The sequence below is a fragment of the Paenibacillus lentus genome, from assembly GCF_003931855.1.
Taxonomy (GTDB): Bacteria; Bacillota; Bacilli; order Paenibacillales; family Paenibacillaceae; genus Fontibacillus; species Fontibacillus lentus.
Window position 1 is genome coordinate 5,108,638 of sequence record NZ_CP034248.1, and the last position, 15,321, is coordinate 5,123,958.

Below are 15,321 nucleotides of genomic sequence, written 5' to 3' on the forward strand. Positions count from 1 at the left end.
TTCTTAGAAAGTTATAAATCTGCTATATCTTCCAACAGATCTTCCAGCAAACTATCCAACTGCTCCTGTGTCATATCCTTCTGGGTGAAATCATTCGGCGTAAACTCGACTGTTTCTTTACTAGAACAATGCTCTATCAAGGCAAGTAGGTAATATTTGAAACGATCCATGACGAATTGAACTGTACTCCGATCTAATATCGTGGCATCAAAACGACAATTCATCCGTAACTGATTGCCACTCACCATCCCATTGAATGCCAACAAGTGTGTGTCATGGTAATGCGGGCTAACTGATGGTCCTGTCGGAATGGTCGAAGCATCCTCATCATTCTGATCTTCAAATACGCCTAAATAGTTGAAGCTGATCTCCGGTTCAATTTGGAATGGAACGGAACGCTTAAGACTTTCATCCGTCATATACTTAAGAATACCGAAGCCCATCCCTTTGTTCGGAATATTCCGCAGCGTTTCCTTGATCCATTTAATTTCGGTAGGGTAATCAAAGGACTTCAATTGCAAAATTACTGGATACATCGATGTGAACCATCCAACCGTCCTTGTAATATCAAGCGTTTCGCTCATCACTTCGCGTCCATGCCCCTCTAAGTGAATCGCGATCAAGTCTTCCTTTGTCCACTCCTTGACAGCTAGTCCTAGCGCGGTAAGAAGCAAATCATTAATTTCTGTCCGGTAAGCGCGATGCGACGTCGTAAGCAGTTGCTGCGTTGCCTCTTCAGATAATGACATCATCACGAAGTCACAATCCTGGAGCTGGTACACTTTCTTTGTAGGAGCCGCTGTAGGCAGCTTCTTAATGGACATCTGTTCTATCTCTTTCCAATAAGACATTTCCTCCAAAAAAGTTTCACTGTTGGCATAACGAGACAAGTTTTTCACCCAAGTGATATATGGAGCTGTTTTGGGCGGCAGAACAAGCTGCTGACCCTGAACGGCCTGCTGGTAGAGAGTATGGAAGTCTTCTAGCAATATGCGCCAGGACACGCCATCTACCACCAAATGGTGAATAATAATTAGCAAATAGTCGCCTTGATCCGTCTGAAAAATTCCTAGTTTTACGAGAGGCCCTTGTTCCAGCCCCATACCGCTCTGCAGCCCAGCTGCATGACTTTCTATCAACGATTCATTCGTACCCCTATCATCTTTGCAATCAAATACGTCTAAAGTGAATGCTTGTCCATCCTCACATCCCCGATTTCTTTGAAGTATCGCTCCCTCCGACATGTCAAATACGATTCGCAGAGCATCGTGATGCTCGGTCAGTTTAAGAAATACCCGTCTAACCGTTTCAGGATCCCATCCTTCAGGGCTAAACAATGTGGATTCCTGATTGAAATGATGCGGCTCCGCCTGTCCTGATTCGAAAAACCACTGTTGAATCGGCGCAAGCATGGCATCCCCTTCAACGATTCCCTGCTCCTCAACAACCTGCTTCTGCTGAACATGAGAGGCCAACTCCGCAATCGTCGGATGATTAAACAGATGATGAATGTCTAACTTCAACTCATAGCGATGCAGGCGGGCCGCAATCTGAATCGCCTTGATGGAGTCTCCTCCCAGTTCGAAGAAGTTATCATGAATGCCGATCTGGCTAACACGCAGCACTTCCTGCCATACTTCCGCCAACGCCTGCTCCGTCGTATTCGTCGGCGCCGCATAGACGGTTCTCGCCCGGGCCTCCACATTCGGCTCCGGCAGAGCTTTTTTGTCCACTTTCCCGTTCGGTGTTAGCGGCAGCTCCTCCAGCTCTACAAAGTACGCTGGAATCATATAATCCGGCAGCGATCTACCCGCATGCTTGCGCAGATCACTCACCGTCCACTCCCCCTCGGTCAGCAGATACGCGCATAGCTGGGTTTGTCCCTGGTCATCGCGCACCGCTGTAACTACAGCCTCCGTGACAACTTCATGCTCCAGCAGACAGGCCTCAATCTCGCCCAGTTCGATCCGGTATCCCCTTACTTTCACCTGATCATCGATTCGACCCAGGAATTCTATGGAACCATCCGGCAGCCAGCGCGCCAAGTCCCCGGTACGATACATTTTCTCTCCGTGTGCAAATGGATGAGGTACGAATTTCTCTAAAGTCAGTTCCTCACGCTGCCAGTAGCCACGCGCTAGACCGACGCCTGCGATGCAGAGCTCGCCCGCAACGCCAACAGGCTGTAAATGTCCGTCCTCGCTCAATATTAGAACCTGCTTATTCGCGATCGGAGTCCCAATCGTCAGCCGATCTGTACCTGGTTCGCATACCCCCAGTGTCGAACCCACTGTCGCTTCCGTCGGACCGTATGCATTAATAAAGCTGCGGCCGCTTCCCCATTGTTTCACCAGATCCGGTGAGCAGGACTCGCCTGCCGTAATGACCACTTTCAGATCCGGCAGTGGCTCCAGCGGGAGCGCACGCAGTACCGATGGCGGCAAGAGCATGGATTGAATTTTTCGCTCTCTTAGCCAAGCCACAAAGCCAGCCCCAGACAGCAGCAGTTCCTTGGATGCCATATGCAGGGTCGCACCTGTCAAAAGGGTAGGGAATATTTCACCGACCGAGGCATCGAAGCTAAATGAAGCGAATTGCAGCACATGTCCACCTGGCACGATGCCGTACGGCTCAGCAACCAGCGTGAAATTACAGACACCTTGATGCTCGATCATGACGCCTTTAGGCTGACCTGTTGAGCCGGATGTATAGATCATGTAGGCCAGGTCCCGAGCATCGTTAACAGGATCGGGATCGGTTACAGGCTCTGCACCTCCGATAACAGCCTCCAGGTTAACCCGTCCTCCAGTAAATTCGGCAGGCACGGCATACGTGCTGCGGGTCAGGAGCAACGAAACCCCACTGTCCGCCAAAATGTACTGCTGCCGTTCCTCTGGATATTCAGGATCAATTGGCACGTAAGCTCCCCCAGCCTTTAAGACCCCTAACAGGGCAATCACGGTCTGGATCGAGCGATCTGCCATAATCCCGACGAATTGATCACGTGCTATCCCCTTCTTCCGGAGATAATGGGCGACTTGGTTCGCACGTTCGTTCAGCTCTTGGTACGTTAGCGACTCTTCCTCCTGAGCGATTGCGATTCGATCCGGATGTTCACGAACCTGCTGCTCGAACAGTCCGTGGATCGTCTGATCATGCGGATAATCCGTCTTTGTATCATTGAAGTGACAGAGTAGTTCATCCATTTCCTCGTCACTTAAGAAATTGATTTGGTTCAAAGACATCTCCGGATTATCCATAACCCGGATCAGCAGATTCATAAAATGATCGGAAATAGCCTCCAGTGACTTGTGGTCATAGACCAACATGTTGTACTGAAATTTGATAATCATCTCGTGACCAGGTGCCACAATTACATTTAAGTCATAATTCGTCTGCTCTTCTGCTGAAAACGAATCAATCGTAAAACCGAGCTGCTCACTCCAATTATCTGCCTTGTCAGAATCGAAAGGATAGTTTTCAAAAATAACAATATGATTAAATAGCGGATTAGAGCCCAATGTGACAGATTGAATATCAGCCAATGCTAAGTAATCGTATTTTTCCGACTCCATGGCACTGCGCTGTACAACCTCCAATAATTCGGAAAAACTCTGCTCCTTCTGTTTCTGAATACGAACTGGTATCGTGTTGATAAACAAACCTACGATGCTCTCGACATTATTAATTTCAGCCGATCGCCCTGAAACCACGGTACCAAAAACGACATCGTCCGTATCGTTGTATCTCTGAAGCAAAATTGCCCAGAGGGTTTGAAACAGCGTATTTAACGTCACACGATACTTTCCGGCCAGCTGAGACATCTTCTCCGTTGTCTCTGCATCCAATTGACAAACCCACTCCGCCGATTTGTAACCTTGCACCTGTTCAGTATGCAGTTGTGGTAGCATTGTGATCTGTTCGAAGCCATTTAGGCTGCTTTTCCAGTATGCGGTAGCCTCATCCTGATCCTGCAGTTGCAACCATTTGATGTATTCTCGGTATGGAGTCGCAGAATCGAACGAAATCTGCTTGCTGTTCTTCCACTCAGCATACATATCAAACAAATCATTAAGCACTACACCAAAGCACCAACCGTCCAAAAGAATATGGTGATGACTCCAGAGCAGCGTATATTTCCCGCTTCCTGTCTTGAACAGAGCAAATCGGATCAAAGCATCTTTAGCAAAGTCGAATCCGCGCTTCTTATCTTTTTGCCGGTAGCTGCCAATAGTTGATGAGATCTCCTGTTCATTTAAGTCGCAAAGATCCTCATAATGAAACTCAGCCCTTTTCTCATTTAATATGACCTGCACCGGTTGATTCAGATTTTCATAAACAAAATTCGAACGTAATATCTCATGCTTTTGCATTAAAGCATGGAGAGCCGCTTCCATCGCCTCGGGATCTACCGTGCCCTGCAACTCAAATAGGCTCTGTTCAAAATACACGGTGCCATCGGTATCCTTCAGCGTATGAAAAAACATCCCTGTCTGCAGTGGAGACAATTCCACAATATCAGTAATGGCGTCAGGCCGAATAACCTGATAAATATAATTCAGTTCCTGCTGCGTCAATGATTGAATGCTGAAATCGCTTGGCGTGTATTCCGTTTGTTGCTTATTCATACATACTTCAATAATTTGGAGCAATCGCTTCTTCAGATATCCTGCGAACAAGAGAATGGCCTGTTTATCGTATTGAAGACCGTCATAAGCGATCTCAAGCTTGAGCTCGTTGCCAATCGTGACACCACTGATTTCGATCGGGTGCTGATAGTGGTTCGCATCACCGATGGACTTGCCAAGAGAATACGGAGAAAGACTAATTCCTTCCGTCATCTGTTGATCAAACTGCCCCAGGTAATTGAATCCGATTTGTGGTCGTGCTCCATTTTTCAAGGTCTCATCATTGTCAAGGTACCTTAAAACGGAATGGCCGAATCCCTTATCCGGAATAGATCTCAGTGTTTCTTTAACATTCTTGATCACCTGCGGCAGATCCGTGGATGTTACATCAAGAACTATGGGATAGATTGTCGTAAACCAGCCTACAGTCCGCGTTAGATCAATGCCTTTGTCCATCACTGACTCACGCCCGTGCCCCTCAAGGGTAACAGCCACATTCGTCTGTAATGTCCAATCCTTTACGGCCAGGGCAAGAGCTGCTATAAGCAAATCATTGATTTCAGTGGAATAAGCCTGGTACGTATTCATCAGTAAATTCCGTGTATCCGCTTCTGATAACGAAGTCTGAACAGAACTGCTATTTGCAAACCCGTGCACCCCTTGGGTATCCACGGTATCTCGCACAAGCGATTGGTCAATCGCCTGTTGTTGTTCATGCCAATAAGCCTTTTGTTTTTGCAATCTTCCACTTTGAGCATATTCTCGTAATTTGCGACTCCAAATCTGATAAGAGGTCGTTTTCGGCGGCAGCACGATTCGTTCTCCAACACTAGCCTGCTTGTAGCCGTCGACCAGATCCTCCAGTAAAATTCTCCAGGATACGCCATCTATAATCAGATGATGAATGGCTATCATGAGATGATCCCCAGCTACCGTTCTGAACAATCCTAATTTGATAAGCTGTCCATCAAAAATGCTCATCCCGGATTGCAAACGAGTTCCTTCCTCCTCGATCCGGCTCTCCAAATCGCTTTCCTGAGTCAAATCTATGACATCAAATGTGAAAAAGGCGCTGCTCGCATCAGCATTAATCTGTTTAATGCTCCCTGCATCATCTACGGTATACTTCATTCTTAAAGCATCATGATGCTGAATCAGTTCTGCAAATACCTGTCTTACCGTCCCCTCATTCCAGCCGTCAGGATTGTATAGCATGAATGCCTGATTGAAATGATGCGGGGCCGCCTGACCTGATTCAAAGAACCACTGTTGAATCGGCGTAAGCAGGACTTCCCCTTCAACGATTCCCTGCTCCTCAACAACCTGCTTCTGCTGAACATGAGGGGCCAACTCCGCAATCGTCGGATGATTAAATAGATGATGAATGTCTAACTTCAACTCATAGCGATGCAGGCGGGCCGCAATCTGAATCGCCTTGATGGAGTCTCCTCCCAGTTCGAAGAAGTTATCATGAATGCCGATCTGGCTAACACGCAGCACTTCCTGCCATACTTCCGCCAACGCCTGCTCCGTCGTATTCGTCGGCGCCGCATAGACGGTTCTCGCCCGGGCCTCCACATTCGGCTCCGGCAGAGCTTTTTTGTCCACTTTCCCGTTCGGTGTCAGCGGCAGCTCCTCCAGCTCAACAAAGTACGCTGGAATCATATAATCCGGCAGCGATCTACCCGCATGCTTGCGCAGATCACTCACCGTCCACTCCCCCTCGGTCAGCAGATACGCGCATAGCTGGGTTTGTCCCTGGTCATCGCGCACCGCTGTAACTACAGCCTCCGTGACAACTTCATGCTCCAGCAGACAGGCCTCAATCTCGCCCAGTTCGATCCGGTATCCCCTTACTTTCACCTGATCATCGATTCGACCCAGGAATTCTATGGAACCATCCGGCAGCCAGCGCGCCAAGTCCCCGGTACGATACATTTTCTCTCCGTGTGTAAATGGATGAGGTACGAATTTCTCTAAAGTCAGTTCCTCACGCTGCCAGTAGCCACGCGCTAGTCCGACGCCTGCAATGCAGAGCTCGCCCGCAACGCCAACAGGCTGTAAATGTCCGTCCTCGCTCAATATTAGAACCTGCTTATTCGCGATCGGAGTCCCAATCGTCAGCCGATCTGTACCTGGTTCGCATACCCCCAGTGTCGAACCCACTGTCGCTTCCGTCGGACCGTATGCATTAATAAAGCTGCGGCCGCTTCCCCATTGTTTCACTAGATCCGGTGAGCAGGACTCGCCTGCCGTAATGACCACTTTCAGATCCGGCAGTGGCTCCAGCGGGAGCGCACGCAGTACCGATGGCGGCAAGAGCATGGATTGAATTTTTCGCTCTCTTAGCCAAGCCACAAAGCCAGCCCCAGACAGCAGCAGTTCCTTGGATGCCATATGCAGGGTCGCACCCGTTAAAAGGGTAGGGAATATTTCACCGACCGAGGCATCGAAGCTAAATGAAGCGAATTGCAGCACATGTCCACCTGGCACGATGCCGTACGGCTCAGCAACCAGCGTGAAATTACAGACACCTTGATGCTCGATCATGACGCCTTTAGGCTGACCTGTTGAGCCGGATGTATAGATCATGTAGGCCAGGTCCCGAGCATCGTTAACAGGATCGGGATCGGTTACAGGCTCTGCACCTCCAATAACAGCCTCCAGGTTAACCCGTCCTCCAGTAAATTCGGCAGGCACGGCATACGTGCTGCGGGTCAGGAGCAACGAAACCCCACTGTCCGCCAATATATACTGCTGCCGTTCCTCTGGATATTCAGGATCAATTGGCACGTAAGCTCCCCCAGCCTTTAAGACCCCTAACAGGGCAATCACGGTCTGGATCGAGCGATCTGCCATAATCCCGACGAATTGATCACGTGCTATCCCCTTCTTCCGGAGATAATGGGCGACTTGGTTCGCACGTTCGTTCAGCTCTTGGTACGTTAGCGACTCTTCCTCCTGAGCGATTGCGATTCGATCCGGATGTTCACGAACCTGCTGCTCGAATAGTCCATGGATCGTCTGATCATGCGGATAATCCGTCTTTGTATCATTGAAGTGATCCATGATTAGATTCACTTCTGACGATGTCGCAAGTTCTATTTCCGCAAGTGTCAAAGATGGCTGATCAATGACTTGCTGCAAGATATGCAGTAAATGCTGTCCCATACGCCGTATAGTTTCTTTCTTGTATAAACTCGTACTATACTCCACAGAAATATGAAGATTCTTGTCTTCTACCATCGACCAGGTCAGGTCAAACTTGGCGTTCGTCCATTCAAAGTCATAGGGCTTGAGGGTCATTCCCTCCAACTCCATAGTTGACAAGTCCAAATTTTGCAGCACGAACATCGTATCGAATAGCGGATGCCTGCTTAGGTTGCGCGGCAAGCTCAGCTGTTCAACCAGCTCCTCAAACGGATAATCCGCATGCGCATAGGCTTGCAATACCTGCTCCTTGACCTGAGCTAAATACTCTTCAAACGTCAGCTCGCTCGCCGGCTGAGTACGGATCGCCAAGGTGTTAACGAACATCCCCACGATGCCTTCCAGATCCGCATGCGGTCTGCCGGCAATCGGTGTTCCCGTTATAATATCTTCTTGTCCCGTATATTTAGATAGCAGCACCTGATAGACAGCCAGCAGGGTCATATACAGTGTCGTTCCACGCTCGGCAGATAACCGCTTGGCGGATTCTAATAGATCCGCAGCGATCTCCATATGCCAGGCGTCTCCCTCAGACTGTTGCACTGCAGGTCTCGGTTCGTCCGTCGGCAGCTCCAGCACTGGCAGCTCTCCAGCATAGCGATTCAGCCAGTACTCCTCCTGCTGTTGGAGACGGGCCGCCTGCTCCCCGCTTTGCTGCCATAGGGCATAATCCTTGTATTGGATGCGAAGCGGCGGCAGCTCGGCTCCTTCGTAAAGGGCGCTCAAGTCCTGGAACAACACGCCAGTGGATACTCCATCTGAAATAATATGATGCATATCCAGCATCAGCACATGACGCTCCGCCTCCACCTGCACAAGCTCCGCACGGAACAGCGGCGCGATTTCCAAGTCAAACGGAGCTATGAACAACCGTGCCTTCTCATCCATCGCTGATTCCGCCGCTTCCGATCGTTCCATATCCCATGCGATCTCATCATACTCATGCACCCGCTGCATGAGCTGATCCCCGATCATATGGAACGAGGTGCGCAATGACTCATGGCGCGATACCAGGCCCTGCAGCGCAGCACGAAGCCGATCCGCATCCAGTGCTCCCTCAATATTCAGCATAAACGGCATATTGTACGCCGTCGTATGCTTGTCACGGATTTGCTGAACCGCGTACATCCGCCGCTGCGCATACGATGCCGGATAGAACTCCTGCTCTGGCGCACGTTCAATGGCCGTATACGCCGCCGAATCGCCACCCTGCCCTTGCATTTCCTGTAGCCTTTGCCCCAGCTCCTGCACGGTCGGATGGGTAAAAATATCCCGCAGCGGGATTTCCACGCCCAGCTCTTTGTGGATACGCGCTGCCAGCGTCATCGCTTTGAGCGAATGGCCGCCGTGTTCGAAGAAGGAGTCCTGCGTACCGACTACTTCTACCCCAAGCACCTCGCCAAACAGAGCCGCCAGCTGCTCCTCCAGCTCATTGGCTGGCGCCACATACACCCCGTCCAATTGCTGCTCCGGTTCAGGCAAGGCCCGCTTGTCCACCTTGCCGTTCGATGTCAGCGGCAGCTGCGCCAAGCCGGTAAACGAGGTCGGAATCATATATTCCGGTAAGCTTGTGGCTAGATGACGACGCAGCTCCGCCGCGGTCCAGGCCCCGTCGGTCACGACATAAGCGCATAGACTCGAATGGCCCTGATCGTCCTGCCGCGCAATCAATACCGTCTCCCGCACGACCGGGTGCTCCAGCAGCTTCGCCTCGATCTCGCCCAGTTCGATACGATGACCCCGAATCTTCACCTGCTGATCGATGCGTCCCAGATACTCGATCGTTCCCTCCGGCAGCCAGCGCGCCAGATCTCCCGTCCGGTACATCATCGTGCCGGGCTCCCAAGGATTTGGCACGAACCGCTCCGCCGTCAACTCGGGTTGGTTCAGGTAGCCTCGCGCTACCCCATCGCCGCCAAGCCACAGCTCTCCGGCCACACCCAAGGGCTGAAGAGCCCCCTCCTGGTTGAGAATGTAAGCCGTCGTATTGTGAATCGGCCGGCCAATCGGCAGCGTATAGCTGTCCTCCTCCAGCTGTCCCACCTCATAAGACGTGGCGAATACCGTCGTCTCCGTTGGGCCGTAAACATGAATAATGCGTTCTGGGCCTAAACGCTTTACAGCCCGCTGAACATGACGAACCGATACGAGTTCGCCGCCGAACAAAATTTTGCGTGTATGTTCCAGACAGCTCAAATCCAGATCCACCAGCGTGTTGAACAGAGCCGTTGTCATAAAGGCTACACTCACGCTCTCTTCCCGCAGCAGCTGACCGAGCTTCCGAATATCCAGCACCGTTTCCCGGTCAGCCAGAATCAAGGTCGCTCCGTGCAGCAGCGCACCGAAGATGTCAAAGACAGAGCCATCAAAGGCATAGTTGGATAATTGCAGCAGCCGGTCCTCCGGCGTAAGTTCCAAATAGCCGTTGTTCATGATCGTCTTGACGACGTTCTGGTGGGTGGTCATCACGCCCTTCGGCTGCCCGGTTGAGCCCGAGGTATAGATGACATACGCCAGATTGCCAGGCTGTGCAGCCGGGGTCAGATTGTGCTCCAGCTCGCCCAGCAGCGGCTCTTCTCCCATGATGAGCGTCTCGCCTGTATAGCTGTATTCCTCCCGCAAAAGCCCGGGATGCTGAGCGATTAAAAGCGAGGCTTCGCTATCCCGCAGCATATGAGCTACACGTTCAGCCGGATACGAGGGGTCAATCGGCAGATAGGCGCCGCCCGCCTTCAGAATCGCCAGAATAGCTAGGATCATCTCCGGCGAACGCTCGGTAATCAGGCCGACGGCCTGATCCGGCCTTACGCCCTTCCTGCGAAGCTCCTGTGCCCACTGGTTCGCCCGGGCATTTAGCTCACGGTAGGTCAAGCGATCTTCCCCCATGACCAAAGCCAGCTTCTCGGGATATTTCGCCGCCTGCTCCTCGAATAGACCAGATAACGTGCCATCCTGCGGATAGTCCATTTTTGTAGTATTAAAACTATTTAGCAGCTTTATATCAGACGCTGTTGCCAATTGCAGTTCAGAAATACGGCGCTCAGAATTAGCAATAATTTGGTTAATCAGGTGAACAAAATGTCCGACCATTCGTTCAATGGTCTGTTCATTGAACAGGCTTGTACTATATTCTACTGAAAATTCAAGCGTCTCCGATTCAATGGCTGCCCAGGTTAGATCGAATTTAGAGGTGTCTGTCTCTGCATCCACGAGAGTAATCTTCAATTCTGAAATGTCCGGGAGAGCAGACTCCACATTTTGAAGTACCAGAACGGTATCAAACAAAGGATGACGACTTAAATCACGCCGTACTCCCAGCTTATCTACAAGCTCCTCGAACGGATAATCGGCATTTGCCTGAGAGTGAATGATCTGCTGCTTCACGTGGGCAAGAAACTCTTTGAACGTCATATTTTCTTCTGATCGGGTACGGATCGCAATTGTATTAACAAACATGCCCACAATAGGCTGCAAGTCCGAATGTGGACGTCCAGCAACAGGTGAGCCGACAATGATGTCCTCCTGTCCCGTATATTTGGAGAGCATGATATGAAAAACAGCTCTCATCCACATAAAGGTAGTAGTGTTCTCATTCATTACGCTGTGTTTGATTTTGTTCCACAGTATCTTGTCCAGCTTAAAATGATACAGGCTTCCCTTAGAGTCCTGTACTGCGGGACGTGGTCTATCCGTTGCAATATCGATCACTGGCAGCTCGCCAGACAGCTCATTCAGCCAGTACTCCTCCTGCTGTTGGAGACGGGCCGCCTGCTCCCCGCTTTGCTGCCATATGGCGTAATCCTTGTATTGGATGCGAAGCGGCGGCAGCTCGGCTCCTTCGTAAAGGGCGCTCAAGTCCTGGAACAACACGCCAGTGGATACTCCATCTGAAATAATATGATGCATATCCAGCATCAGCACATGACGCTCCGCCTCCACCTGCACAAGCTCCGCACGGAACAGCGGCGCGATTTCCAAGTCAAACGGAGCTATGAACAACCGTGCCTTCTCATCCACCGCTGATTCCGCCGCTTCCGATCGTTCCATATCCCATGCGATCTCATCATACTCATGCACCCGCTGCATGAGCTGTTCCCCGATCATATGAAACGAGGTGCGCAATGACTCATGGCGCAATACCAGGCCCTGCAGTGCGGCGCGAAGCCGATCCGCATCCAGTGCTCCCTCAATATTCAGCATAAACGGCATATTGTACGCCGTCGTATGCTTGTCGCGGATTTGCTGAACCGCGTACATCCGCCGCTGCGCATACGATGCCGGATAGAACTCCTGCTCTGGCGCACGTTCAATGGCCGTATACGCCGCCGCAGCGCCACCCTGTCCCTGCATGTCCTGTAGCCTTTGCCCCAGCTCCTGCACAGTCGGATGGGTAAAAATATCCCGCAGCGGGATTTCCACGCCCAGCTCTTTGTGGATACGCGCTGCCAGCGTCATCGCTTTGAGCGAATGACCGCCGTGTTCGAAGAAGGAGTCCTGCGTACCGACTACTTCTACCCCAAGCACCTCGCCAAACAGAGTCGCCAGCTGCTCCTCCAGCTCATTGGCTGGCGCCACATACACCCCGTCCAATTGCTGCTCTGGTTCAGGCAAGGCCCGCTTGTCCACCTTGCCGTTCGGTGTCAGCGGCAGCTGCGGTAAACCAGTAAACGAGGTCGGAATCATATACTCCGGTAAGCTTGAGGCCAGATGACGACGCAGCTCCGCCGCGGTCCAGTCCCCGTCGGTCACGACATAAGCGCATAGACTCGAATGACCCTGATCGTCCTGCCGCGCAATCAATACCGTCTCCCGCACGACCGGATGCTCCAGCAGCTTCGCCTCGATCTCGCCCAGTTCGATACGATGACCCCGAATCTTCACCTGCTGATCGATGCGTCCCAGGTATTCAATCGTTCCCTCCGGCAGCCAGCGCGCCAGATCTCCCGTCCGGTACATCATCGTGCCGGGCTCCCAAGGATTGGGCACGAACCGCTCCGCCGTCAACTCGGGTTGGTTCAGGTAGCCTCGGGCTACCCCATCGCCGCTCACACATAACTCGCCGGCCACACCGATCGGCTGCAAGCGTCCCGCCGCATCCACAATGTGAATCGCCGTATTGTTCAGCGGCCGACCGATCGGAACTATGCCACTCTCATGTACACTTTGATCCACCGTCCAGGTCGCCGCAAACACCGTCGTTTCCGTTGGTCCATATCCGTTGACCAGCCGCCCTTCCCCCAGCTTGTCCAGCGCCTTCTGTACATGCTTAACCGAGGCCTGCTCTCCCCCAAATACCAGCTTGCGCAGACGCTCCAGTCCCTCTAGATCCAAATCGACGAGCGTATTAAATAACGCGGTGGTCATAAAGGTCACCGTAATCCCTTCCTTACGGATGAGATGAACCAGCTTCGATGGATCCAGCATCTCCTCACGGGAAACCAGCACGAGGGTTGCTCCATGCATGAGCGCTTCGTAAATATCAAAAGTCGATCCGTCAAAGGCGTAGTTAGACAATTGCAGCAAACGATCCTCCGGTGTAATGTCCAGATAACCGTTATTTACAACCGTTCTAACGACATTCCGATGCGTTGTCATCACGCCCTTCGGCTGACCTGTAGAGCCCGAGGTGTACATGACATAAGCCAGATTCCCTGACTGTGCAACTGGGGCCGGGTTTTGCTCCAGCTCGCCCAGCAGCGGCTCTTCTCCCATGATGAGCGTCTCGCCTGTATAGCTGTATTCCTCCCGCACAAGTCCGGGATGCTGAGCGATTAAAAGTGAAGCTTCGCTATCCCGCAGCATATGGGCTACACGTTCAGCCGGATGCGAAGGGTCAATCGGCAGATAGGCGCCGCCCGCCTTCAGAATCGCCAGAATAGCTAGGATCATCTCTGGCGAACGCTCGGTGATCAGGCCGACGGCTTGATCCGGCTTTACGCCCTTCCTGCGAAGCTCCTGTGCCCACTGGTTCGCACGGGCATTTAGCTCACGATAGGTCAGGCGATCTTCCCCCATGACCAAAGCCAGCTTCTCGGGATATTTCGCCGCCCGCTCCTCAAATAGACTAGATAACGTGCGATCCTGCGGATAGTCGGCATATGTATTGTTAAATTTATGCAGTAACTGCTCACGCTCAGAATAGGTCAAGATATCAATATCCTGGATTCGAATTGCTGGATGACTAGTAACTGTTTCAGCAATTTTTAACACGTGAGCCACAACATTTTGTATAAACTCGTAGGAATAAACGAGCGAATTGAAGAGGATCTTTATAATGGATTCTTCTCCGATTTGAGCTTGAACACTTAAATCATAGTTCGTTCGTTCATGATTGTTCTCCGTCCATTGAATCGAAAATCCTAGTTCACTCGTATAACTGCTCTCTTCGAATTGCTTAACATCTATTTGATAGTTTTCGAACGCGAAAACATGATCAATAACATCGCCAATCCCCGATTGAATTTCAGCCAAAGATACATAATCATAAGGCTCTGACGACAGTGCCTGTTTCTGTACCTTAGCAATCAGCGTCTCAAACGTTTCATTTTCATCTGATTTTATGCGCACAGGGATCGTGTTAATAAACAGGCCGACGATGTCCTCCACATCCGGTACGGCCGCTGGCCTTCCGGAGACGACGGCGCCGAAAGCAACGTCATTTGTATCATTATATTTTTGTAAAAGAACCCCCCATATAGTTTGGAACACCGTATTCACCGTAACACGATGCTGTTTAGCGAAAGATACGAGTCTTTCTGCGATGTTCCGATCCAAATGAACGATATGCTGACCATGTTCGTAATCCTGACGATTTGATCTCGTCAGCTGTTCGGGTAAACCAGTCTTCTTCTCATAGCCATTCATTATAGTTTGCTGCCAAAACTCCTTCGCCGCCTGCATATCCTGCTTCTCCAGCCAGCGAATATGTCTACTGTACGGGACACCTTCTTGAATCGAAACGGGCATTCCCTTTAGAACATTTTTATAAATATCAAACAGATCATTCAAAATAATGCCCAAGCACCAACCGTCCATCAAAATATGGTGGTTACTGATAATAAACTGGTATTGATGGGTTGAATTCTGAAACAAAGCGAACCGGATCAGCAGATCCCGAGAAAGGTCGAAACCTTTCTCGCGGTCTGCCTCTACAAACCTTTGAATATAAGTATCCTGATCCTCCGGCTGCATATGAGAAATATCCTCGTAATGCATCTTTATGCTGCGTTCCTTAAGCACAATTTGAACGGGTTCCTTCATTTTCCGGTAACGAAAAATAGTTCGCAGACTATGGTGCTTTTGAATCAGCAGATTGCAGGCCTGCTCCAAACACTCAGGATTAACCGTCCCGTCTAAAATAAACACCAGTTGATCAAAATATGCCTGATCCTTCTCATTCTTGATGTGATGAAACAAAATTCCTTTTTGCAATGGAGATAATTTATACATATCTTGGACATTTTCTCTGCTCAACATTATCAAA

Annotated in this window: 1 protein-coding gene; it reads right to left on the minus strand. The window is 50.7% G+C overall.

Features of this window, described 5'->3' with window-relative positions; all coding sequences use genetic code 11:
- Nucleotides 1–11: 11 nt before the first annotated feature.
- Nucleotides 12–15,314, minus strand: coding sequence for a non-ribosomal peptide synthase/polyketide synthase (locus EIM92_RS22865; protein WP_125084821.1), 15,303 nt, complete (start codon nt 15,312–15,314; stop codon nt 12–14).
- Between the last annotated feature and the right edge of the window lie 7 nt (nt 15,315–15,321).